Source organism: Synechococcus sp. MIT S9452 (assembly GCF_047304245.1).
In the GTDB taxonomy this organism is placed as follows: domain Bacteria; phylum Cyanobacteriota; class Cyanobacteriia; order PCC-6307; family Cyanobiaceae; genus RCC307.
The window spans coordinates 512199-533331 of record NZ_CP138956.1 but is presented as its reverse complement, the minus strand read 5'-3'; the positions used below and the strand labels follow the sequence as shown (position 1 = coordinate 533331).

Sequence of the window (21133 nt, the reverse complement as noted above, 5' to 3'; positions counted from 1 at the left end):
TTGCTCATCTCTCCTTCAGATCGGTTTAGGCCGCCCAGACCTCGCGCTGGAACAGCTCCAGCACCTCGCCAAGTTCCTCATTGAACATCTTGTTGAGGCGAGGCCAGCCGCCCCCTTCTTTTCGAAACACCAAGCCCTGATCGTCGATGGCCGCTCGATCCACGATGGTGATCGATTTGGTCTGGCTGGCGATCCTTTGCAGCCATTCCCTTTGCGGCCCTGTCCAGCTGCGTGAGGCCAGGATGCGTTGCAACGCCTTGTCCACCCGCTCTGCATACGGGACAAGCGCGTCCCCAAAGGCTGCTCGGCGGATGTGCCCCATGATCGACGCCACCAGCTCTTGGTTGGTGGTGTCCCGCCAGGCCGTGCGCAGGCTGGCTTCGTTGTAACCCTCGGCATCGAGGGCAATCCGCAGGCTCTTCAAGTCGGCGCGGGTGAGTCCCCAGGGTTTTTGCAGCACCAGGTTGAGGGCTGGAAGTTCGTTGCCGCCCTGCTTGATGAACGCCGTGAAGGCTTCGAGGTAGTCCTCTGGTTTTTGGCCCTTGCCGTAGCCGTGCTCCGTGGACCGCAATTGATCGGGATGGTCGGAGATCACCTGGGGTGTGCCGCCATGGCCCGTGGGTGCATCCAGCACTTCAGCCAGGCGTGGCATGCGATGCACCCAACGGCTGGCCTCTTCCACAGGCAACGACAGCAGCCGCCCCACGAAATCCAGTGGCTGCTCCCCTGTCACTTGCTGTACCTGATCGCTTTGCTCATCGCTGAGGCTGCGGACCTTGCGTCGAACCTTGGCGACCAACTGATCGCGGATCAGCTCCAAGGTGCTGGGTTCCTGCTCTTGGCTGAACTCCTCCAGCAGCTGGCTAATGCTGATTTTTGGGTCTGCCACCACCGGCTTCATGTCGCTGAAGTCCTTGAGGGCTTCGTAGATGCCCACGGCATCAAAAATGCGGAAGTGGGTTTTGTTGATCGCCTCGCACAGCCGTGTGGCTCGGCCTCGCATTTGGTCGTAGAGGATTCGGCTGTTCATCCGCCGCAGGAACACGATGTTGCAGATCGCTGGGACATCAACGCCTGTGCTCAGCAGATCGACCGTGACGGCGATGTTGGGGAAGGCTTCGTTTCTGTAACGGCGGATCAGCTTGTCAGGCCTGTCACTTTTGCCGGTGATCTTCATGACCGCATCGTTCGCGATGCTGCCGTACTGCTCCTCAAGGGCTTCTTTGAGGAGCGTCACTACCAAGTCGGCATGGTCATTGTTGGCACAAAAGATGAGGGTTTTCTGCGGTGACTGAGGATCCAATTCCGTGGCCAAGAACTGGCAGACGGCACGGTTGAAAGGCTCGGTGATCACCTTGCGGTTGAAGCTCTCCACCTCGAAGTCGAGGGCATCAGGGGTGTTGAAGCGATCCACCCCTGCGGAGCTGGGATCAAACACTTTCACCTCATCGCCAGCAGCGAAATGGATCCCGTCGCTGGAGAGGACGGTTTTGATCAGGGTCGGTGGTTCGTGGTCAACCAGGAACCCATCGACCACAGCCTCGCGGTAGCTGTAAACAAAAATTGGATACCCAAAGATTTCTTTGGTGTGCAGGGCTGGGGTTGCTGTAAGACCCACTTTCACCGCATCGAAGTACTCGATGACGCGGCGGTACTTGGAGACGTAATCGTTGAAATCGCGGAAGCCCAGCTCCCGCTCACTGAGTTCCCGGTCCAGCAGGTAACCGCGATGGCACTCGTCGACCACGATCAGGTCATAGGTGTCGACGCTGGGCTTCTCATCATCGTTGCCCAGCATCAACCGCTGCACCATCGCTTGCACCGTGGCGATGTGGACGCGCGTATCGCTTTCAACCTCTTTCTCGCCCAGCTCCTTGATGCCGTAGATGTCGGCGAAGTGCTGCAGGCTTTCCATGCGCGTTTCTTTGAACGCATCGGCAGCCTGCTTGCCCAGCTCAGAGCGATCCACCAAGAACAACACCCGCCTGAAGCGATTGGTTTTGAGCAAGCGGTAGATCAGGGCAATGCAGGTTTTGGTTTTGCCAGTGCCCGTCGCCATGGCCAAGAGCACTTGCTGCTTGCCGGCTTCGATTGCGGCTTCCGTGCTCTCAATCGCTTGGCGTTGGTAGGGGCGCAGTGGGAAGCCGTAGTTGAAGGTTTCCCGTTTCAGCTGCGCATGGGCTTGCTGGCTGTCTTGGCGGGCCAGTTGTTTGAGGCCTTCTGGGGTGTACCAGCCATCAAGAGGCCGAGAGAGGTTGGTGTCTTTGCGGGTATCGCGAAACCAGATGCCGCTTTTGGTTTTTAACTGCGGCAGATAGGGGCGCCCATTGGAGGAGAAGGCAAAGGGGATTGGAAATGGACCGCCCATGTCGCCGGTGGCTGCCGCGATGCCTTGGTCATCGGGCACATAGGTCTCGCAGTAGCGCTCGGCTTGCGGGAGCACCCCTGCCACATCTTTGTTGGCTCGCTTGGCCTCAACAGCGGCAATTGGGGTTAGCCCCAAAAACAGCACGTAGTCGGCAGGCCCGCTTTCAGTTGGCCATTCGGCAATTGCCTTGTTCCGATGAGCCTCTGGCCTAGCTCCTTTGCTGAATCTCAACTCTTTGGTGTCGCACTCCCAACCCGCATCCCGTAGTTGCGCATCGATGAGCTTTCGGGTGGCAGGTTCATCGAGCTGAATTAAGCCGCTGGCCTTCTTCGCTGCCCGTTTGAGATCGCTTTTTGTTGTTGCAGCTTGCTGGCTTGCTTCAGCCTGGAGGGCTTGAAGCTTTTCCACCAACCGAGCTTTCTCGGCTTCACTCTCTTCAGCCAGGTTTTCCCACTCTTTCTGGAGGTTCAGCGACTCACTCAGCTGCCTGGCTTGCGCGTTGAGAGTTTGGGTAAGGGCGCTCTCTTTTGCTTGGGCCTGGTCGTAGTTGAGCTTGAGAGCTTCGAGCGCTTTGCGGAGGTCGTCGTCGTCTGATCTCTGGAGCTCAGGAGGTTGCGGTGGCTGGAAAGGTCCGCTGCGGTATTCGGGCTCTCCAAACGAGCGATGAAACCAAAGACTCAGTTGCCAAGCGATCTTCAGGTTGTTGAGAGCCGTGCTGTGGTCTCCCCTGAGGCTGTGAGTTGCGGCATTACCGGCTTGCCGCAGGTTGTGGAACAGAGAGGCAACTTCCCGTTCAAGGTCGCCATTACTTTCCAACCGGCGAAGCAATTCCAGCTGCGTTTCTTCTGCTGAGGTGTAGAGCCCAAAACGAGAGGCAACCTGTTGCGCCAGCAGCTCGCCGAACTGACGCAGCTTGATCAGGGATGTATTGGGGTCGTCAGGGAAATACCGCTCAGCGTTGCTGCTGAGCCTGAAGAGCTCTTTGTCGTGGACTGCGATGTGGGTGAAGTTGCTTTGCATGGATCTCTCGCTAACCCAGCTCCAAAGCGTTGATGCCGTCCGTAAGAGCGTGAGCGGGGTTGCTCTGCTGGCTGTTCAACCAACAGAAGCCATTGGTTGTTCTCCCCCTTCTAGTCATTGACCTTGAAAAGGCTTTTCGCTCGCCTTTCCAGGTTCTCCCAGCTACTGGGCCGAGTCATCCCCCAATTAGGTGAATTGTCTTTGGACTGGCTGAGAAGCCTTTAAAGCACTTGGTTCAGTGATATTCCCCTGGGTGCTCCTGCTTCGAAACGGTCACCCGGCCCACCTTTTGGCCAGAGAACCGCAGTAGCTCATCACCTGAAAACTCAAAGCCCAGGCCAAAGGCGATGCGGGCCACGTCATCAGCGGTGGAGGCGGCCAGCACCTGCTGCTTGAGGCTCTCCTCCTGTTGCATCTTGCGCAGGAATGCCTTGAGTTGATCGAGGGCCACAGGGTGCTCGGCAGTGGGGGGATCATCGCTGATGGCTGCGGTGCGCCAGCATCAGCCCATTGATCAAAGGCGCTTCGATGGGTCTGCAGCTGCAATCCGCTGAGTTCCTCCACGACGACGGCATCACCTATTGCATCCGCCGCGAGACCCTTGAGCAGGACTTCACCATCTACGAAAAACGCGGTGAGGAATGGGTTGATTGCGGCCTCGATCAGGCCGTGAAAGACGTGAACTTCGCTGAGTTCAAGCGCTTGGGCCTGTTGATCAAAAAGATCATGGATGCCGATCAGTGGCTCGCCTGAATCGCGGCTCCTGAGCTCACTTATGGCACTTGGCGCGAAAGCGATTCGATGGGTTGGTGGCGCCGTGTTTGGTCTTGCGCCCGCTCACCCGCTTGCGCCACATCCGAAACGAGGAGGCTTTCATCTCTTGGCGCATCAGCTCGATCACCTCTTGCTCCGAGAGCCCGAACTGGTAGTCGATCGCTTCAAAGGTTGTGCGGTCTTCCCAGGCCATCTCGATGATGCGATCAAGCTCCTCAGGTTCAAAGTTGCGCATGGCTCTAGCGCGCTGTTGCAGTAACCATCAGCCCGCTGCGCGGTGTGGGGCTGGGTACCAGCTGCAGCGCTAAATCCTGATCCGGCACCAGCTGCAGCTGCATCTTTTGAAGCAGGCCCACCGCCATCAGCCGGATCTCCAGTTCGGCCAGCGCTTTGCCGAGGCACACCCGCTCGCCGCCGCCAAAGGGCAGCAGGGTTTGCTCAAACGAGCCATCGAGATGGCGCTGCGGGCGGAATTCGCTCAAATCCGTGCCGCTGGTGGCAGCGGTTGGCGTCAGCGCCACCTGGATCACGCTGTTTTCCGGCACCGCCACATCCGCCAGCTCAATGGCTTGCTTGCTGCGGCGAAAGAAGCCGCCTACCGGCGGTGTTTGCCGCATCACCTCCAGCACCGTGGCATCGAGTTTTTTGGATTGCGGTGATGTGGCCGCTGGCCACGGCGAGGCCATCACATCGCTTTGCAGCCACTCCATCACCTCGGGATGCAGCAATAGGGCGCGGAACAGGCAGCTCAGGGATGAGGCGGTGGTTTCGTAGCCGGCAAACAGCAGCAGCAGCAGTTGTTCTGCCAGATCGTCGTCATCGAGGGGGATGCCGGCTTCATCGAGGCCGCCACTGATCAGATCCAGGCCGCCCTGGTTGCTGCCTTCTTGGAGCACGTCCTTGATGCGGTTCAGCAGCCTTTGGCGTGCGCCCATGGCTTTAGCGAAGGGGGTGCCTGGAATCGCCAGTGGAATTGAGAACAGGGCTTTGGTCCAGATCTCAAAATCAGCAAACAGAGCTTCCCTGCTTTCGCTATCGAGCCCCAGCACCGTGGTGGCGATCACGGCAAAGGCAAAGCGCCGCATCCGCCCGGCCAAGGGCACCGGGCCATCGGCAGCGATCAGCTCATTAGCGAGCTCATCGACGAGGCCAATGATCGATGGGGTGTAGCGGGCCAGCGCTGCGCTGGAGAACAGCTGGCCCACCACACGCCGGCGCGCTTTATGGCCGGCTCCGCTGCGGTTGGCCAAGGAGCGGCTGCCCAGCAGTTTTTTCACGCTCTCTGGCCACCAGCCCTCTAGCGATTCGCTTTGGCTGAACAGATCATTGATCGCCCGCTCACCGCGGATGAACACGATCGGCTGGGCCAGCAGCTTGGTGGCGAAGACATCGCCATAGGTGTCAAAGCGCCGCTGGGCAAAGCCCGGATCGCCAAAGAAATCGAGGGTTTCCTTCAGGCCGCTCACCGCACCGGTGTTGGGCAGAGGCTTGGCAGGCATGGACCCAAGGGCGCGCAAGCGATCAAGTTATCGATTCCGCCCGCCCTGCTGACGCTGACACCTGAGCCCAGGCTGGCTAGCTGTCTTGATGGAGATGGGCAAGCCCATGGAATTGAAGTTGCTGGTGATGGTTGTGGTGGCGCACGTTGCCAGTGCCTTTTTCAGCAAAACCATCGCCGGGCAGAAGGCCCGCAGCAGCAAGAACTGGTTCTGGGCAGGTTTGGTCTTTGGTCCGCTGGGGTTGATCGCTGCGGTGGGTTTGGCCGACCGCCATCAGATCGTCTATCTGCGCCATTTGGCTGAAACCCAGGGCTATGAGCCGCGCCACAAGTGCGGCGGCAAAGCCAAGCAGGATTCGGACTAAGCGATCACAGCCTTGGGGCGCTAACCGCTTCGTGTTGCCACAGCTGCGGCAGTGGAAACGACCGGTTGTCGATGCCGCGGTTCGGCAAGACAACCTGGTCGTAGACGATGAAGGCGTAAAAGCCCAAGCTCAGGCAAAGCGTGGCTGAAAACCAGGTCTGCACGGATTGATGGCAGCCCGGGCAGTCTGCTGTGATCACCCCTGGTGCCAACGCTTAGGCAGATTCAGACACACCTACAACTGAGGCAAAGGGGTCGCAGTTGGCATTGCGCTGCCATGTGTATTCCGCGAAGTTGGCGGCTTCTTCCGCAGCCTGCTGGCTGACCAGCTTGGCGATCACAGCCAGGGCCATGTCGATCCCAGCAGACACGCCTGATGAGCTGAACACCTTGCCGTCTTCCACCCAGCGCGCTTGCTGTTGCCACTGCACCTTCTCACTTTGGGAGCTCGCCCAGGTAAAGGCCAGTTTGTTGCTGGTAGCGCGCAGGCCATCGAGCACGCCCGCTTTGGCCAGCAGGGCGCTGCCGGTGCACACCGAAGCCACCAGTTCAGCCTGCTGAGAGCGCTCTTTGAGCCAATTGAGCAGCACCGGGTTGTTCACCTCTCTCCTGGTGCCGATGCCGCCTGGCACCAGCAGCACATCGATGGCCGGAGCCGATTGGAAGGAATCGTCGCAGACGCTTTTGGGGCCTTGGCGGCTTGCCACCACCCCGCCGTTTTCGGCGATCAAGCGGATCTCAAAGTGATCGGCCGCCAGGCCAAACATCTCCAGCGGCCCAAACACATCGAGCAGTTCAAAGCCCTCGAACAGCACCACGCCAAGGGTTCGTTTGCTTGCCATCGGCCTGCCGCTTACGACGAGCAGCTGTAGTGCGACACCCCGCCGGCGTTAAAGAACTCGCGCGGTTTGAGCTGGTCGTAGCGGGCCAGTTCAGCCGCAGGCGCTTGATAGGGCGTGCTGAACACCTGCTGCAGTTCCTTGATCAAGGTGGTGTCGCCTTCTCGGGCTTGCTCATAGGCCGGGGCTACCAGCCATTCGCGCCAGGTGATCGCTGGGTTGGCGCATTTCATCGCTGCTGAGGCGCCATCAAGATCACCTTGGCTCTGCAGCAGCTCGCGCCAGCGCTGCAGCCAGCTAGCCCATTTGCCATCGAGTTCCTCCGTGCTGCCGGCGTAGAAGCTGGCTTTGAGCGGTTCGATGCTTCCCGGTATTTCAGAGAGCTGGCGGAAAAAGATCGTGTAATCGAGTTTCGAGGCCAGCATCAGCCCCAGCAGCTCTTGGGCGAGCTCAGGGGCTGGTGTGCTCAGGCCCAGCTTGCTGGCCCACATGGCATTGATGGCATCGGCCATCGCCTCACCAAAGCCATCACGCACGGCATCGAGCTCGGCTTCTGCGGTGGTGTTGTCAGCCAGCAGGGGCCTTAGGGCCTTCCAGAACATCTGGTAGTTGGCTTCTGCGGCTGATGGTTGGTTGAAGAAACAGAAGTGCTCGCCGCCGCCGGTCCAAGGTTGGAAGCGCAGATCAAACAGCTCGCAGAAGCCGAACGGGCCGTAATCGAGCGTGAAGCCGCCGGCGGCGCAGTTGTCGCTGTTGAAGTTGCCTTGGCAGTAGCCAACCCGAAGCCAGTTAGCGACCAGGGCCGTGAGCCGTCCGCGGAACAAGCGCGCCAGCTCCACCACTTGCTCAGCAAATGGCAGCTGTAGATCGATCTCGCCTTGGTAGTTGCGCGCGATCAAGTGCTCCACGATCATCCGCAGCTCGTTCATCGCTTCGGGGTGGGCGTTGCTGCGGGCGCGGCGGGCAAACAGTTCCAGCTGACCCACGCGCAAAAACGATGGGGCCACGCGGGTGCTGATCGCCGCTGGGTTGTCCACATAGATGTCGGGATCAAAGGAGCGTGAGTTCTCCGAATACCAGGGCCGGCGCACGTTTTCGGCGCGCGACATGTAGAGCGTCAGTGAGCGCGAGGTGGGAACGCCCAACGCATGCATCAGCTCTTGCGCCAGAAACTCCCGCACGCTGGAGCGCAGCACGGCGCGGCCATCAGCCCCGCGGCAATAGGGGGTAGGGCCGCCTCCCTTGAGCTGCATCTCCCAGCGCTTGCCGTTGAAGACGCCTTCAAAAATTGAGATCGCCCGGCCATCGCCATAGCCATTGCCCGTGCCAAAGGGGCATTGCTGGATGTACTCGGTGCCGTAGATCGAGAGGGCATAGCCGGTAGCCCAGCCATAGGGCCGCATGGCCCCAGTGGCCACGCGGCTATCGCCGCTGAAGAGCCGTTGAAACTGCTCGTCTTGGGCTAGTGCGTCGCTGAGGCCCAGCTCCTTGAACAGCTCGCTGCTGTGGGCCAGATATTCCGCTTCCGGAATCGCCGTTGGCGTCACCGGCACGTAATGCCCGGAATACACCTGCCTGGGCACGTGATCATCGCCATCGCTGCTGGCCTGTGGGTCGGCCCGCAGCGACTCCATCAAGGAGTAATCGGCCCGTTGGCTGAATTCCGCGAAGCTGGTTGTTGGCACAGAGATGCTGGTTTCGTCCTGCCGCCTTTGCATCATCGGCGATTAGAGCCGGATGCCGCTGCGATTGGCACTGGGAGGTTGGCCCGCCGCCAGGCCGGGGCGCCAGTGCTGCAACGCAAAACGTTCCTCTGGATTGGGGATGCCATCAGCGGTTGGTTTGAGCAGGGTGCGCCAGCCGCTGGTCCACTTGATCAGCACGCTGCCGTTGCCTTCCAACGTCCAAGACCCATCAGCCACCTGGTCGATGTCGTTGAAGGCAATGCCTGAGGAGGTGAGTACCGCCAGATAGGGCGGTTTCTCCGTCTCGGTGGGCTCGAGTTCGTAGGCGCCCACCCAACCCATGATTGGGCTGGTGAGCTGCACAGCCGGGCTCTCGGTGCGCAACCCGGTGCCTGGTTTCCACGACCACTGCTGCACGCCATCTGGGCCCACTTGGATCGTGTCGATCCAGCCATCGCTGTAGGTGGAGCGGATGCCGTTGCCCCAGGTTTGCCAACGACCGGTTTGTATGAGCTGGTCGCTCGCCATCCGGTGCGGCCGGCCCAGATCGGGATGGCGTTTGCCGCTCACCGTGAGCGAGCTGCCATCGGGCCGCAACACCAGATCGAACGGCACGTTGTCTTGATCGGTGAGCACCCAGCTGCCCATCATCCACTCGGCATCAGGCTGCGGGAACACGGCACGCAGCAATACGGCGCCCACCAGCAGACCAGCCGCGGGTTTCAACCAAGAGGGGCCCATGGCAGCCCGGCTGCTGGTGTTGATGTAGCAGGGATTCGCAGCGGCTGCCGCCTGCCAAATTGAAGGGTGCCGCTGCTGGTTGCGCCCCCTTGATTCGCGTTCACCAGATCGCCCTGCCGCTGGATCACTCGCCTGAGGCGTTGCCCAAAGCGGTGGCCAAGCGCTTGAAGCTGCCGCTTGAAGCCCTCGGTGAGCTGCAGCTGTTTCGCCGCAGCGTGGATGCGCGCCACAAGGGCGCCATTGAGCTGGTTTACAGCGTGGATGTGCCGGTAGCTGATGAAGCTGCGGTGCTCGGCAAGCTGCGCCGTGATTCGCGGGTGATGGCCACGCCAGACCCGCTGGTGCGCCCCTCGATTCCAGCTCCAGCGGCCTACGCCAATGGCAACAGGCCCCGGCCCGTGGTGGTGGGTGCTGGCCCCTGCGGCTATTTCGCGGCGTTGTTTTTGGCGCAACAGGGCTACCGGCCTTTATTGCTGGAGCGCGGCAAGCCGGTGAAGCAGCGCACCGCCGACACCTTTGGCTTTTGGAAAGGGCGTCTGCCGTTTAATCCGGCCTCCAATGCCCAGTTCGGTGAAGGCGGAGCGGGCACCTTCTCCGACGGCAAGCTCTATTCCGGCGTCAAGGAATCCAAGCGCCATGGCCGTTGGGTGTTAGAGGAGCTGGTGGAATCGGGAGCCAATCCCGAAATCCTGGTGCTCAACAAGCCCCACATCGGCACCTTCAAGTTGGTGGGGGTGGTGCGTCAGCTGCGGCAGCGCATCACCGATCTCGGCGGTGAGGTGCGCTTTGAGCACCACGTCACCGGGGTGGAGCTATCGCCGGGCACACGCCAACTCAAGGCGTTGACCTTGGCAACAGGCGAGCGCATCGAAACCGAGGCGGCGGTGTTTGCGGTGGGCCACAGCTCGCGCGACACCTTTGCCTTGCTGCATGGACAGGGCGTGGCGATGGAGCCCAAACCCTTCTCCATCGGCTTTCGCATTGAGCATCCCCAGCCCTTGATCGATCAGGCCCGCTGGGGTGAGAACGCCGGCCACCCGATCCTCGGCGCGGCTGATTACAAGCTGGTGCACCACGCCAGCAATGGCCGCAGCGTTTACAGCTTCTGCATGTGCCCCGGCGGGCTGGTGGTGGGTGCCACCTCAGAAGAGGGCCGCGTGGTCACCAATGGCATGAGCCAATACAGCCGCAATGAACGCAATGCCAATAGCGGCATCGTTGTGGCGATCACCCCGGGCGACTACCCCGGTGGGCCCTTGGCTGGTGTGGATTTCCAGCGCGAGCTCGAATCACGCGCGTTTGTGCTCGGCGGCAGCAACTACAAAGCACCAGCCCAGCGCTTGGCCGATTTCTTGGCCGCCAAACCCAGCAGCGATCTCGGCAGCGGCCGGCCCTCCTATGCCCCGGGCGTCACGCCCACCGATCTCTCCACAGCCCTGCCGGAGTTCGCCATTGAGGCGATCCGCGAGGCCTTGCCCGCCTTTGCCAAACAGATCCCCGGCTTTGATCACCCCGATGCGGTGCTCACCGGCGTTGAAACCCGCACCAGCTCACCGCTGCGCATCACCCGCGGCGCCGATCTGCAGAGCACCAATACGCCCGGCCTGTTTCCGGCTGGAGAAGGGGCGGGGTTTGCCGGCGGGATTCTTTCCGCTGGCATCGATGGATTGCGCGTTGGCGAAGCCGTGGCGCGCCATCTCACGGGTTTGCTGCAGGCCCAGCAGGCCAGCCAGTAGCGGCTGGATTTTTTGCGCCAGCGCGAGTGTTGTTTGTGAACTGGGTGGAACTGCTCAAGTTCGCCAAAGAGTGATCACGGCCACCACCGCTGTGTGTGAGCGCGGCGCACATTGATAGAGCACAACGCCTACAGCCGATGGAAATCATTGCTGTGCTTGGAATCATCGGCATTAGTGCGGCAATCGCCGCGAAGTTGACGCCGACATCGAAAACAGACACCTGACTTCGCCGCCATGGATTCCCTTACTGCGTTTGCCGCTATTGGCCTGACGGCTGTGGCTTGGGATGGTTCGCTCACCCCTGCTGGTGGTCGTGCGTTCCGTCATGCCCTCGACTACCGCGAGCCCTACTGCTCCCTCAATGAGCAAGACATGGTGGAGTTGATGGATTGCCTATTGACCCGTCGCCGCGAAATCGGCAACACAGCTCTGATGCTTGAGGCAGCTAATGCCCTTACCAGCACCCAATCGCTCACGGCCTACGCCATGGCCTCGGAGTTGATGCGCTCTGATGGTCCCTATGAGACCGATGAGCGGCGCCACTTGGATCACCTGGCCTTGATCCTTTCCATCGCCAAGCCCGAATCCGATCGCATCGATTCGGTGTTTGATGTGTTGCACAACCGGCTGGCCCTGCGCTCTGAGCTCCAACCGGCTTGAAGCTGGCTAAACAAGGGGCATGACCCCTTGGCTCGATTCGCTCCGCTGGCCGGTGGCGTTGGTGATCGTGGTGTGGCTGCTGACGCGAGCTGCCATCGCCATCACCCGCGCTGGGATTCGGGTTGAGATTTTCACTCGCCGGCCGATTCAGATCAAAACCGGCGATGAGGCGATTGAGGCCAAGGTCACCAAGGTGAAGCTGCTCTGAGCCCATGAGCCATCACCACAGCGATGTGCTCAAGCCCAAGGAGGTGGTGCGGATCCTGGAACACCTTGGCTTTGAGCATGTGCGCAACCACGGATCCCATCAGCACTTCCGCGATGCCAACGGCCGCCACACGATGGTTCCTGTGCACCCCGGAAGTGACTTGTTGCCCGGCCTGGCGCGGCGGATCGCCAAGGAAATCGGGATGAGCTTTGAGGAGTTCCTCAGCCACCGCTGATGCCAAGGTTAAGGAACTCGCTTGAAAATTAAGAAACCCATGCAGAGCTTGTGTCCCCACTGATGCCTTTGTTAAAAAGCTCTTAACGAAAGGGGGAGGCGGTATGCGTAAACCTTCAGCCCAGTCAGCCCATGCTCAGGTCCTGCAGCTGATTCACATCCTGCGGATCGAAGATCAAGCGCGCATGTGCACCAGCCGAGATGAGGCTCGCGCGTTGATCCGTGAAGGCGATATTGCCAAGCGCGCCCTCTGGGGCAACACGGATCTGCACTACGGCCGTTAAAGCCTCACTGCATCAGCGCTAAGGATCCAAAGAACAACAGGCAACCAGCAAAGAACGCTGTGGTCCCTTTGCTTGCTGCTCGTCCTGGCTCAGTTAGGTGCAGTGCAGCGGCTTGCGCCATGTAGATACCGAACACCAACAGCAATGCTCCTTGCGCCTGCAGGTTCCAGTTCTGTGCCCAGGCGATCAAGCCGCAGAGCCCCCAGGCCAAATTGGCAAAGCCAACCTCCAGCTGGAAGTCGTTGCGCTTGCCGTAATCCCAGCCCATCCGCTTGGCATCACTGCGGTGAAACACCGCATGCCGCAGAAATGAGATCACCCCCACTATCCCCACAACCCAAAGGGTGACGTTGTTGGTGGCAGCGGCGATGTTTCCGTCTTGCCAGGCGTCAAAGCCAAGCCAAAAGCCGATGGCCCCAGCCACCCAGGTCAGCTGCATTAGCAACCTGGATGGGCCGGGGCCATCGGGGAGAGCCATCAATCAGTTGACCAGCTTGGGAGCGATGGTCTCGTCATAGCGCTTTTCGCAGTCGCGAATGATCTTCACGGCTTCGTCATTGCCAAAGAAGCCGTTGACGGTGCAGGTGCCGGGCTTCTTCAGATCCTTGTAGTGCTCCCAGTAGTAGGTGGTCTCTTTGACCCAGTGCTCACCCAGCTGCTCGTAGCTGGTGATGTGATCCATGCGCTTGTCATCGGCCAGCACGCAGATCACCTTGTCGTCGACCTCGCCACCATCATCGAATTTCATGATGCCGATGATGCGGGCTTCCACCAGGGAGCCGGGCACCAGGGGTTCGGTGATGCCAACGATCTCCACATCAAGCGGGTCGCCGTCCTCATCCCAGGTGCGGGGCAGGCAGCCGTAGGCGAAGGGATAGGCCAGGGAGGAGTAACCAACCCGGTCCAGCTTCAGGTGGCCGGTTTCGGTGATCAGCTCGTACTTATTGATGGTCATGGAGTTCAGCTCCACGATCACGTTCAAACGCAGCTCGTCGGCATCGGCGAAAGCCGGCAGCACGTGAAGCAGGTTCAGCATCGTGCGGCTCGGCGCGTGATCGATATTGGCCATCGGTGGTAGCGAGAAGCGCCGGGATCCTACCGGCCGTCCCAACCGCCTCAAATCAGCTCGCCGCTGGGCGCTTTCGGTTTGGGGCAGTCCCTTTGCGGCAGGGCCTTGATGAACTGCTGTTGCAGCAGCAGCCGGTGCTTGAGCAGTCGGTTTTCACGCACCAGCTGTGTGCCGATGGCCACGGCCATCAACACCATCAACACCATCCAAGGTCTGCTGCCCATGGCCGGATCGTATTAGTGATCGCCCAGTAGGCGCGCTTTGGTGCGCGCATAGACCTGCTCAGCTTCCTGGGCGCTGCGGCCGATGCAGGTCATGCCGAGCTTGCCGTGCTCCGACAGGCAACCGAGCAGATGGAAGACGCTGCCACTTTCACCGAGGGCGTCGTAATGGAGCCCAGCGCCAGCCACCAGATCAATCAGATCCATTGGCAGCAGCCCCCTTAGCCGCGGGCTGGTGAAGTTGTCGGTGGCCTTGTAGTGCAGCTCGCTGCCGGTGGGAGAGAGAAAACGGCCGCTGTCTTGGCAGAGCCGGCCATTGCTCAAATACCGCAGCGCTTGCATCGGGTGGGTGGTGCCGCCTTTGCGCAGGTTCACCTCAATGGCTTGCAGATCCCAGGAATCACCAAAGCGGCGGGCAAGCCCATCCACGGAGAAATGATCCAGGGCGCCAAGGCTGGCCAATTCAGCGCCTACAGACAGGCCCCAGCGCTGCAGCTCGCAGCGGTAGTGATCACGCGCCGGGAACTGGCAGCCCAGATAGGTCTGCCCACTGGGGCCACCGAGCAGTTGCTCATGGGTGGAGAGCACCTCCACCTCACCGCCGGGATGGATCATTCCTTGCACGCTCGGTGAGCTCAGCTCATCGCCGCCTGAGAGCCATGCCTCGACTAAGACCCCTTGGCTCACCAGCAGCTCGCGCCAGCCCGCCGCTGGCATGGCCAATTGCTCCAAGCGCTCGCTGAGTTGCTCCCGCAGGGCGCCTGCATGGCTGCGCTCCAGGCCTGCCAACTCAAGCGGGGCATTGCCTTCCCCACTGAAGCCCTCGTTGAGCTTCACCACAGCCCGCTGCAGCTCGGGCCTGCGTCCCGCGAGCTCAGCGCAGGCTTCCACCAGATCGCTGAAGCTGTGCACCAGCGCTGAGCCATCGGGGTGGGTTAGGCCGCAGCGGCTGAACAGCTCGCGGCTGCCGGCTTTGCTGCCCCAATAGGCCAGCTCTGGATCGGTACCCAGTAATGGCACCTGCAGGGTCTCTGAGAGCTGACGCTCAAGATCGCCAACGTTGAAGCAGCTGATGTAGCTGCGCTCTGTGTTCAGCACTTGGCGAATGCGTTGCAGCAGCCGCGGCCGCTCCAGCAATTTGGCCGCCAGGGGCCTGGGGCTGGCGTCGTCGGTGTCGAACAGCTTGAGGCGATGGCGGGCATGGGAGATCGGCACGCCAGGCAACAGCTCCAGCACAGCATCCACCACCAACTCCGGCAGCAACTTGCTGGTGACAAACACCATGCGCGCTTGGGGTTGCCGTAGCCGAATCAGCTCAAACAGCTGACGCTCTTCGTAGTGGTGCACCCCTTGAACCAGGGCAATCTGCTGGGCGTCGAGATTCAGCGATGGCACCACCAGCACATCCCATGGTGCTGCTGATCCATCGGTGTCATCGACATCCGCTGAGAGGCGCTGCTGCAGCTCCGCAAAGCTCAGTGGTGCCATGGCCGCTGGAAGGCTCCTCCACATCCTGATCAGGTTTTGCGGTTTGCGCTTGCACCCGAGAGCTGACAACAGCGCCTGGGCTGTTGACCATGGAGAGATGACCAGCCAGAAACATTGGCGCGATCGCTTGCTCGGCACCCTCCAAGGGCAGCTGCAGCTCGCCACCTACGTGACTGTGTTTCTGGGCTTCACCGGAGCCTCCTGCGCTGGGCTCTGGGTGAGCGAGAGAAACCTGTTCCGCCAACACAGCATGGCGGTAGAACAGTCGGCTGCTGGGATTGCCCTGGCCCTGGAGCGGTTGCCGGATCCGCCCAGTCGTCTACGGGTGCAGCAGCAACTCGAGAGCATCAGCGATAAACGCACCATTTTTTGGTTTCAGCAGGCTGATGGCGCGTTGATCTTTCCGCGATCTCCGCTGCAGCCCCCTAGTTCCTATGTGCTGGAGCGGGCCCAGGCGCGCCCTTCGCAGCAGGTGATCACCGATGCCCAACGGCGCTATCTCACCAAAGAGGTGCTGCGCTTGCCCAGCGGAGCAACGGTTTGGGCTGCCTGTGATGTGAGCGTCAGCTCGCTGGCCTTTAGCTCCTACATCTCCTGGATGATCCTGATCTGGTCGGTGTGTTTGGTGCTGACGCTGTTAGTGGTCACTGTGTTGGTGCGGCGCATTGTTCGGCCCTTACGGCAACTCAGCGAACTGACGGAAACAGTGACGGCAGACACCCTGCAGAACTCCCACGTGCAGTTCAGCGCTGCTCCTGTAGAGATCAGCCGCCTGGCGGAGAACTACGAGGAGCTGATGCAGCGGTTGTCGCTCTCCTGGAGCCATCAACGCAAGTTTGTGAGCGCCGTGAGCCATGAGCTGCGCACACCGCTCACAATTGTTGGCGGTTACATCAAACGCACCCTGCGCACAGGCGACACCCTCGAGGCTTCCCAGCGCAAGGGTTTGCAGACCGCTGAGCAGGAAACCCTGCGCATGCGCCATTTGCTCGATGATCTGCTCGATTTATCCCGCGGTGACTCCGGAAGGCTCAGAGTTAGCCAGCAGCCGGTGGCGTTGCGGCCCTTGCTCGAGCAGGTGCAGGAGTTGGCCCAGAGCGCCCAGCAGCGCAGCATCGTTTTGCAGCTGCCGGATTCCGCTGAGCTGATCGCCAATGCCGACCCCGATCGCCTGCAACAGGTGCTGCTGAATTTGATTGAAAACGCCTGCAAATACTCAGGACCTGAAGCGCCGGTTGAGTTGGCCCTGCTGCCCTCGGCCGAGGAGCTGACCATTGAAGTGCGTGATCAGGGCATTGGCGTGCCGCCTGAGGATCAAGACCGCATCTTTGAACGCTTCCAGCGCGCCAGCAATGCCCCTGCTGGTGAGGGCTCTGGCTTGGGTTTATCGGTGGTGCGATTGTTGGTGGAGGGCATGGGCGGCCAGGTCAGCCTGCGCAGCCAGCTCGGCAGGGGCAGTGTGTTCAGCCTGCACTTGCGACCCGTTGAACGCGCTGATCACACCTGATGCTTGCCTACCTGATTGCCACATCGCTGCTGATCCCCGCCAATCTCTGGGCTGCGATCACACCGCACCTGCACAGCGAAGTGTCGATGCGGATCCTGCATGGCCTCTCAACGCTGGCTTTGCTGCCGTTGCTTTGGCAGCTCTGGGTGCGCCGCAAGCAGGATCTGCTGGTGTTCAGCCTGGTGTTGGCGGTGTTTTTGCTGGTGATGGTGGTGGTGAACAGCTGGATCACCTTCATGGGCATGGGCGTGCGTTTTGGCTGGCTGGATCACATCTTTTTGGCGATCGCCTGCAGCAGCGTGATTGCCTATTTCTTTGCTGAGCCCTCGTTGAGCGAGGGCCGTTAGGCCACCCCGGCGTTCAAGCCGCCGTCATCAGCAGGCCTGGGCCTGCCGTCTGGAAGGGCCGCCAATTGATCACGCCAGTGCTGCACCCAGTTCTGCTGGCTGTGCTCGTAGAGGTGTTGCAGCTCGCCGACGGCGGTGGCATTGAAATCCACGCGTAGATCCAGCAGCGGGAAATCCAGCTCGCCGCTCACCTGCAGCGCCGCTGAGCTGGCCATCGGTGAGCGCCGATCACCACCAGCGGCTTCACCGGCTGCCAGCGCGCTCATCACCCGGCGACCAATCTTCCAGCTGGGGTCGCTGTGGCGGAAGGCTTCGGCCATGGCCTGAAGCACTGCGGGGTCTTCCAGCCAGTTGCCAGCCACGCTGAAGTTCTCGCCGCAGAGATGGCCGGCAAAGCCATTGCACTCCCCACCGGTCCAGGCTGAGGAGCGGCCTTTGGCGTCCACCAGTTGAATCTGCCGGGCGTGGCGTTGGTCATCGCCTTTGAGCAGCCATTCGAGGGCTTCATTGGCGCTCAAGCCATTGCCCAAAGCTTCCAGTCCGCGATGGGCCAAATAAGGGTTGGTGGCCCCTTGGCTCGCTGCAGCTCCGGTGTTTCTGCGCAGGTGGGGAACGGTGGCCCCCACAGCGAGGTGGAACGTCGCTACGGCGACGGCAAATCGACCATTCCCAGGATCTCGGGCAACGATCGAAAAGGTCATCAGCCTGTCACCTTGTTCAAGCGCTGATCGAGGCGCACCAGGCTTTGCATGAGCACAGCGGTGCCGTCGGCGCACTGACGGCTGCTGGTGAATTCAGCCGCCGAATGGCTCAATCCACCGCGGCTCGGCACAAAGATCATCCCCATGGGCCAGCGGCGGCCTATCTCTTGTGAGTCGTGGCTCGCGCGGCTGGGCAGGGCGCTGCAGCTCAAACCAAGGGTTTGGGCGGAGGCAGCAATGGCCTCGGTAACGCTCAGATGCGCTGGGGTGGGGTCAACGCTGAACTGAGGTAGCAGGGTGATGGGGCAACCGCTCGCCCGGCTGATGCTGCGCAGGCGGCTTTCCAAGTCCTCCACTAATTCGCTCAAAACCTCGAGGCTGAGGTCGCGCAGATCAACGCTCATCTCCACCTGACCAGGCACCACGTTGGCGGCATTGGGCCAAAGCTGGAGTTTGCCAACAGTGCCCACGGGATCACCGGGGTGGTTCTTGGCGAGCTCTTGCACCGCCAGGATCACTTGGGCCGCCGTGGCCAAGGCGTCTTGGCGGCCATCCATGGGGGTGGTGCCGGCATGGTTGGCCTGGCCTTCAACGCGCACCAAGAAGCGGCGCTGGCCCACCACGCCTTCCACCAAACCGATGACATCACCACGGCTCTCGAGAATGCCGCCCTGCTCCACATGGAGCTCAACAAAAGCGGCGATCGCGTCGTCATCGCGCCGCGCTTGGCCCAGCTGCTGCCAATTGCCTCCTGCGCAGGGCAGGTTGTCGCTGATCGCTTGGCCGTTGCTGCAGGTGTAGTCAGCGGGGTTATCGCTGGCGACTCCCGTCATCCCCTTGCAACCCACCATCGTGGATTCTTCATCGGCAAAAGCCACCACTTCCAAGGGGTGGCGCAGGCTGATTCCTTGATCCTTGAGGCTGCGGATCACTTCCAGCCCAGCCAACACGCCAAGGGCACCGTCAAAGCGGCCTCCGGTGGGCACGGTGTCGAGATGGGATCCGGTCATTAGGGCCGGCAGGCCCGGTTCTGTGCCTTCAATGCGGCCAATCAAATTGCCAGCCGCATCAACGCGAACGCTGGCTCCAGCAGCGATCAACCACTCGCTGAACAGGGTGCGGGCTTTGCAGTCGTCTTCTGTGAAGGCCAACCGCTTCACCGAGCCATCGTTTTGCAGGCCGATGGCGGCCATGGCATCCAAACTTGCGCTTAGGCGCGCCTCATCAACCGTTGCTGTCCAACTGGGTGTTTGGAGTGAAAGAGCAACCGATGGAGGCATGCAGCACAGCAGACGCCCCGTAACAATGGCCACTGTGGCCGACCTCTGAGGTAGCGCAGGCGACTATTTCGCAGAGCCAGTTAAAAAACCTGTGCCGGTTCGCTCACATGCCAGCCCCGTGCATCGGCGGCCTGGCGGGCCTGGGCGGGCACATCGGTCTGTACAAACAGCTTGTGCAGGATTTGCACACCCAAGAGGTGATTCACCATCGCATCGAGCTGAACCCTCTCTGCAGCTGGGGTTTGAGGGTTGCGATGCCGTTCGAGCAGTTGCGCAACTCCCTCTGGATCCAGCAAACCGCAGGTCTCGATCGCCTCGCGGCTGAGATGGGCCGCTACGAGCTGATCAAGTTTTTGCAGCTTTTCCTCATCGGCATGGGCTGGCGGGGCCATGAAGGCAAATTTTTCGCGGTGATAGAGCCGCTCAGGCAGAAGCCCAGCCACGGCTTCGCGCAGCACATGCTTTTCGCGCTGGTCTTTGATCCGTAGTTCGGGGGGAACCTGCACCGCCACCGCAGCGAGATGGTGATCCAGGAAGGGCGGCCTGGCCTCCATGGAATTGGCCATGTCCACCCGGTCTCCGCCCCAGGTGAGGATTTGGCCCTCCAGCATTGTTTTGATCCACACGTACTGGGCCCGGTCCAGCACATGGCGCTCATCGAGTTGTGAGCGATCCAAGGTGGCGGCAATGGCTTTGCCCGGCTCGTAGCCAGCCACCGCCTCACGGCGCTCGCTGGCCAGCAGTTCTGGCACCAGCGGCGCACAGGCCAGCCATGGCTGCAGGCAGCTGGGGGTGAAGCCCACCGCGGCGGTGAGGTGGGGATCGTCCACGGGTTTGGCGGCGAGCATGGCTCCTGTCACCAGGGCATTGGCCTGGTCCAGCCGTTTCTGGCGCTGGTCTTGACCGCTGCCTTCGTCGTTGCTGCCATGCAAGAACATGTCGCGCCGGAAGGCGGGGTAGCCGGCAAACAGCTCATCGGAGCCTTCGCCGGTGAGCACCACCTTGTAGTTGACGTGCCGTACATGGCGGCTCATCAGATATTTGGCCACGCCGAGCGTGTTGTAGATCGTGCGCTCGGTGTGCCAGAGAGTGGTTTCGAAATGGTCGTAGAGGTCATCGCCTGAAAGGCGCATCACGTCTTGCTCGGCGCCGGTGGCCTCGGCCATCTCTTTGGCGATGTCGGTCTCGTCGTAGCGGCTGTCGTCAAAACCGATCGTGAAGGCTTTCACGGGGGTTTGATTCACTGCTGCGGCTAACCCCAAGATCGAGCAGCTGTCGATGCCGCCGGAGAGGTAACAACCCACCGGCACATCAGCCACCAGCCGCATTTCGATCGCCTCCAGCAAAGAGCTGCGGATGGCGTTGATGTGCTGCTCTTCGCTGATGCTTTGATCGCGCTCGTGGGCCTTGGGGAAATCGAGGTCCCAATACTTGTGGCCGGATGTGCGCAACAGTCCCCCTTCGCGCTGCACTTTCACCACATGGCCGGGTTGCACCTGGAAGATGCCGGCAAAGGCGGTGCTGCCGGGCACCATCGTTTGCATCAGCTGGTGGAACAGGCCTTCGGAGCTGAAGTCCCGTTTCACGGCGGGATGGGCAAACAGCACCTTGAGCTCAGAGCCAAACACCAGCCCTTCGCTGGTCATCGTCCAATACAGGGGCTTGATGCCGAAGCGATCGCGCACCAAATAGAGGCAGTCTTCGTCGCGATCAAACAGGGCAAAACCGAATTCGCCGCGCAATTGCGGCAGGGTCGCCTCGAGCCCCTGACGCTGATACAGATGCAGCAGGATTTCTGAGTCGCTCTTGCTGTTGAAGCGCACCCCTTGAGCCACCAGTTCAGCGCGGATGCGCTGGAAGTCGTAGAACTCGCCGTTGTGGGCCATCAGCACCCGATCACAGCTGGATCGGAATGGCTGCCGGGCGCGGTTGCCCTCGAGATCAATGATCGAGAGGCGCGCATGGGTCATGCCAACGCCGCTCTCGTGGATTTGGTAGCCAAAGCCATCCGGACCGCGATGGGCCTGGATTGCGGCCATGTTCACCAGCAGCTGGGGATCAATCGAATCACCCGCGTGGTGTGTGAAAACGCCTCCGATTCCGCACATG

24 protein-coding genes are annotated in these 21133 nt (G+C 61.0%); 9 read left to right on the top strand and 15 right to left on the bottom strand.

The window, feature by feature from the left end; translation table 11 throughout:
* Positions 1–25: 25 nt before the first annotated feature.
* The gene (gene hsdR / locus SIB46_RS02775; protein WP_413297029.1) at positions 26–3388 is read right to left on the bottom strand and encodes a type I restriction-modification system endonuclease; all 3363 of its coding nucleotides are present in this window, start codon (positions 3386–3388) and stop codon (positions 26–28) included.
* A 235-nt stretch (positions 3389–3623) separates the two neighbouring features.
* On the bottom strand, positions 3624–3839 hold the full coding sequence (locus SIB46_RS02770) for a Nif11-like leader peptide family natural product precursor (protein ID WP_011935520.1): 216 nt from the start codon (positions 3837–3839) through the stop codon (positions 3624–3626).
* A 77-nt stretch (positions 3840–3916) separates the two neighbouring features.
* On the opposite strand from SIB46_RS02770, the gene SIB46_RS02765 reads away from it, so the two are divergent.
* Entirely contained in the window at positions 3917–4141 is a 225-nt protein-coding gene (locus SIB46_RS02765) for a hypothetical protein (RefSeq protein ID WP_043737994.1), read from the top strand.
* A 16-nt stretch (positions 4142–4157) separates the two neighbouring features.
* Here SIB46_RS02765 and SIB46_RS02760 read toward each other — a convergent pair whose 3' ends face one another.
* Both SIB46_RS02760 and SIB46_RS02755 read right to left on the bottom strand, forming a co-directional pair.
* On the bottom strand, positions 4158–4397 hold the full coding sequence (locus SIB46_RS02760) for a TIGR03643 family protein (RefSeq protein WP_413297028.1): 240 nt from the start codon (positions 4395–4397) through the stop codon (positions 4158–4160).
* Between the two features lie 4 nt (positions 4398–4401).
* On the bottom strand, positions 4402–5661 hold the full coding sequence (locus tag SIB46_RS02755; RefSeq protein WP_413297027.1) for a cytochrome P450: 1260 nt from the start codon (positions 5659–5661) through the stop codon (positions 4402–4404).
* Between the two features lie 106 nt (positions 5662–5767).
* Between SIB46_RS02755 and SIB46_RS02750 the strand changes: the two genes are divergently transcribed.
* On the top strand, positions 5768–6025 hold the full coding sequence (locus SIB46_RS02750) for a hypothetical protein (RefSeq protein ID WP_413297026.1): 258 nt from the start codon (positions 5768–5770) through the stop codon (positions 6023–6025).
* Positions 6026–6029: 4 nt separating this feature from the next.
* Here SIB46_RS02750 and SIB46_RS02745 read toward each other — a convergent pair whose 3' ends face one another.
* Genes SIB46_RS02745 through SIB46_RS02730 form a run of 4 tightly spaced genes read right to left on the bottom strand, consistent with a single transcriptional unit; the run spans position 6030 to position 9289 of the window.
* Complete coding sequence (locus SIB46_RS02745) at positions 6030–6188, bottom strand: hypothetical protein (protein WP_413297025.1); 159 nt, start codon at positions 6186–6188, stop codon at positions 6030–6032.
* A 51-nt stretch (positions 6189–6239) separates the two neighbouring features.
* A complete protein-coding gene (locus tag SIB46_RS02740; protein WP_413297024.1) occupies positions 6240–6866 on the bottom strand; it encodes a DJ-1/PfpI family protein in 627 nt (208 codons plus the stop codon).
* Positions 6867–6877: 11 nt separating this feature from the next.
* On the bottom strand, positions 6878–8581 hold the full coding sequence (locus SIB46_RS02735) for a protein adenylyltransferase SelO family protein (RefSeq protein ID WP_413297023.1): 1704 nt from the start codon (positions 8579–8581) through the stop codon (positions 6878–6880).
* A 9-nt stretch (positions 8582–8590) separates the two neighbouring features.
* A complete protein-coding gene (locus SIB46_RS02730; protein WP_413297022.1) occupies positions 8591–9289 on the bottom strand; it encodes a hypothetical protein in 699 nt (232 codons plus the stop codon).
* An 89-nt stretch (positions 9290–9378) separates the two neighbouring features.
* On the opposite strand from SIB46_RS02730, the gene SIB46_RS02725 reads away from it, so the two are divergent.
* From SIB46_RS02725 to SIB46_RS02705, 5 genes are all read left to right on the top strand, one after another.
* Positions 9379–11025 (top strand): NAD(P)/FAD-dependent oxidoreductase, encoded by a 1647-nt coding sequence (locus SIB46_RS02725; protein WP_413297021.1) that lies wholly within the window; start codon positions 9379–9381, stop codon positions 11023–11025.
* A gap of 234 nt (positions 11026–11259) precedes the next feature.
* The gene (locus tag SIB46_RS02720) at positions 11260–11685 is read left to right on the top strand and encodes a tellurite resistance TerB family protein (RefSeq protein WP_413297020.1); all 426 of its coding nucleotides are present in this window, start codon (positions 11260–11262) and stop codon (positions 11683–11685) included.
* Positions 11686–11704: 19 nt separating this feature from the next.
* Complete coding sequence (locus tag SIB46_RS02715) at positions 11705–11893, top strand: hypothetical protein (RefSeq protein ID WP_413297019.1); 189 nt, start codon at positions 11705–11707, stop codon at positions 11891–11893.
* A 4-nt stretch (positions 11894–11897) separates the two neighbouring features.
* Positions 11898–12128, top strand: a complete 231-nt coding sequence (locus SIB46_RS02710; protein WP_413297018.1) for a type II toxin-antitoxin system HicA family toxin — start codon at positions 11898–11900, stop codon at positions 12126–12128.
* Between the two features lie 103 nt (positions 12129–12231).
* Positions 12232–12411 (top strand): hypothetical protein, encoded by a 180-nt coding sequence (locus SIB46_RS02705; protein ID WP_413297017.1) that lies wholly within the window; start codon positions 12232–12234, stop codon positions 12409–12411.
* Positions 12412–12415: 4 nt separating this feature from the next.
* Here the strand turns inward: SIB46_RS02705 and SIB46_RS02700 are convergent, their stop codons facing one another.
* Genes SIB46_RS02700 through SIB46_RS02685 form a run of 4 tightly spaced genes read right to left on the bottom strand, consistent with a single transcriptional unit; the run spans position 12416 to position 15189 of the window.
* Positions 12416–12850 carry a DUF6790 family protein gene (locus tag SIB46_RS02700; RefSeq protein ID WP_413297016.1) on the bottom strand — a complete coding sequence of 145 codons (435 nt, stop codon included), beginning with the start codon at positions 12848–12850 and terminating at the stop codon, positions 12416–12418.
* Positions 12851–12892: 42 nt separating this feature from the next.
* Positions 12893–13480, bottom strand: a complete 588-nt coding sequence (locus SIB46_RS02695; RefSeq protein ID WP_413297015.1) for an inorganic diphosphatase — start codon at positions 13478–13480, stop codon at positions 12893–12895.
* A 47-nt stretch (positions 13481–13527) separates the two neighbouring features.
* Complete coding sequence (locus SIB46_RS02690; RefSeq protein WP_413297014.1) at positions 13528–13704, bottom strand: hypothetical protein; 177 nt, start codon at positions 13702–13704, stop codon at positions 13528–13530.
* Between the two features lie 12 nt (positions 13705–13716).
* Complete coding sequence (locus tag SIB46_RS02685; RefSeq protein WP_413297013.1) at positions 13717–15189, bottom strand: peptide ligase PGM1-related protein; 1473 nt, start codon at positions 15187–15189, stop codon at positions 13717–13719.
* Positions 15190–15286: 97 nt separating this feature from the next.
* On the opposite strand from SIB46_RS02685, the gene SIB46_RS02680 reads away from it, so the two are divergent.
* A complete protein-coding gene (locus tag SIB46_RS02680) occupies positions 15287–16696 on the top strand; it encodes a sensor histidine kinase (RefSeq protein ID WP_413297012.1) in 1410 nt (469 codons plus the stop codon).
* Positions 16696–17043 (top strand): hypothetical protein, encoded by a 348-nt coding sequence (locus SIB46_RS02675; RefSeq protein WP_413297011.1) that lies wholly within the window; start codon positions 16696–16698, stop codon positions 17041–17043. The genes SIB46_RS02680 and SIB46_RS02675 overlap by 1 nt, the downstream gene beginning before the upstream one ends.
* Here the strand turns inward: SIB46_RS02675 and SIB46_RS02670 are convergent.
* The 3 genes from SIB46_RS02670 to asnB form a co-directional block, all read right to left on the bottom strand.
* Positions 17040–17744: a DUF1028 domain-containing protein gene (locus tag SIB46_RS02670; protein ID WP_413297010.1), complete on the bottom strand. Its 705-nt coding sequence runs from the start codon at positions 17742–17744 to the stop codon at positions 17040–17042. The genes SIB46_RS02675 and SIB46_RS02670 overlap by 4 nt on opposite strands.
* On the bottom strand, positions 17744–19024 hold the full coding sequence (locus SIB46_RS02665) for a Zn-dependent hydrolase (protein WP_413297009.1): 1281 nt from the start codon (positions 19022–19024) through the stop codon (positions 17744–17746). The genes SIB46_RS02670 and SIB46_RS02665 overlap by 1 nt, the downstream gene beginning before the upstream one ends.
* 80 nt (positions 19025–19104) lie before the next feature.
* Positions 19105–21132, bottom strand: a complete 2028-nt coding sequence (gene asnB / locus SIB46_RS02660; protein WP_413297007.1) for an asparagine synthase (glutamine-hydrolyzing) — start codon at positions 21130–21132, stop codon at positions 19105–19107.
* Position 21133: the final 1 nt, after the last annotated feature.

Coding starts and splice junctions, on each gene's coding strand:
- hsdR (WP_413297029.1), bottom strand. CDS start 3,388: ATGCAAAGCAACTTCACCCACATCGCAGTCCACGACAAAGAGCTCTTC.
- SIB46_RS02765 (WP_043737994.1), top strand. CDS start 3,917: ATGGGTCTGCAGCTGCAATCCGCTGAGTTCCTCCACGACGACGGCATC.
- SIB46_RS02760 (WP_413297028.1), bottom strand. CDS start 4,397: ATGCGCAACTTTGAACCTGAGGAGCTTGATCGCATCATCGAGATGGCC.
- SIB46_RS02755 (WP_413297027.1), bottom strand. CDS start 5,661: ATGCCTGCCAAGCCTCTGCCCAACACCGGTGCGGTGAGCGGCCTGAAG.
- SIB46_RS02750 (WP_413297026.1), top strand. CDS start 5,768: ATGGAATTGAAGTTGCTGGTGATGGTTGTGGTGGCGCACGTTGCCAGT.
- SIB46_RS02740 (WP_413297024.1), bottom strand. CDS start 6,866: ATGGCAAGCAAACGAACCCTTGGCGTGGTGCTGTTCGAGGGCTTTGAA.
- SIB46_RS02735 (WP_413297023.1), bottom strand. CDS start 8,581: ATGCAAAGGCGGCAGGACGAAACCAGCATCTCTGTGCCAACAACCAGC.
- SIB46_RS02730 (WP_413297022.1), bottom strand. CDS start 9,289: ATGGGCCCCTCTTGGTTGAAACCCGCGGCTGGTCTGCTGGTGGGCGCC.
- SIB46_RS02720 (WP_413297020.1), top strand. CDS start 11,260: ATGGATTCCCTTACTGCGTTTGCCGCTATTGGCCTGACGGCTGTGGCT.
- SIB46_RS02715 (WP_413297019.1), top strand. CDS start 11,705: ATGACCCCTTGGCTCGATTCGCTCCGCTGGCCGGTGGCGTTGGTGATC.
- SIB46_RS02710 (WP_413297018.1), top strand. CDS start 11,898: ATGAGCCATCACCACAGCGATGTGCTCAAGCCCAAGGAGGTGGTGCGG.
- SIB46_RS02705 (WP_413297017.1), top strand. CDS start 12,232: ATGCGTAAACCTTCAGCCCAGTCAGCCCATGCTCAGGTCCTGCAGCTG.
- SIB46_RS02700 (WP_413297016.1), bottom strand. CDS start 12,850: ATGCAGCTGACCTGGGTGGCTGGGGCCATCGGCTTTTGGCTTGGCTTT.
- SIB46_RS02695 (WP_413297015.1), bottom strand. CDS start 13,480: ATGGCCAATATCGATCACGCGCCGAGCCGCACGATGCTGAACCTGCTT.
- SIB46_RS02690 (WP_413297014.1), bottom strand. CDS start 13,704: ATGGGCAGCAGACCTTGGATGGTGTTGATGGTGTTGATGGCCGTGGCC.
- SIB46_RS02685 (WP_413297013.1), bottom strand. CDS start 15,189: ATGGCACCACTGAGCTTTGCGGAGCTGCAGCAGCGCCTCTCAGCGGAT.
- SIB46_RS02680 (WP_413297012.1), top strand. CDS start 15,287: ATGACCAGCCAGAAACATTGGCGCGATCGCTTGCTCGGCACCCTCCAA.
- SIB46_RS02675 (WP_413297011.1), top strand. CDS start 16,696: ATGCTTGCCTACCTGATTGCCACATCGCTGCTGATCCCCGCCAATCTC.
- SIB46_RS02670 (WP_413297010.1), bottom strand. CDS start 17,744: ATGACCTTTTCGATCGTTGCCCGAGATCCTGGGAATGGTCGATTTGCC.
- SIB46_RS02665 (WP_413297009.1), bottom strand. CDS start 19,024: ATGCCTCCATCGGTTGCTCTTTCACTCCAAACACCCAGTTGGACAGCA.
- asnB (WP_413297007.1), bottom strand. CDS start 21,132: ATGTGCGGAATCGGAGGCGTTTTCACACACCACGCGGGTGATTCGATT.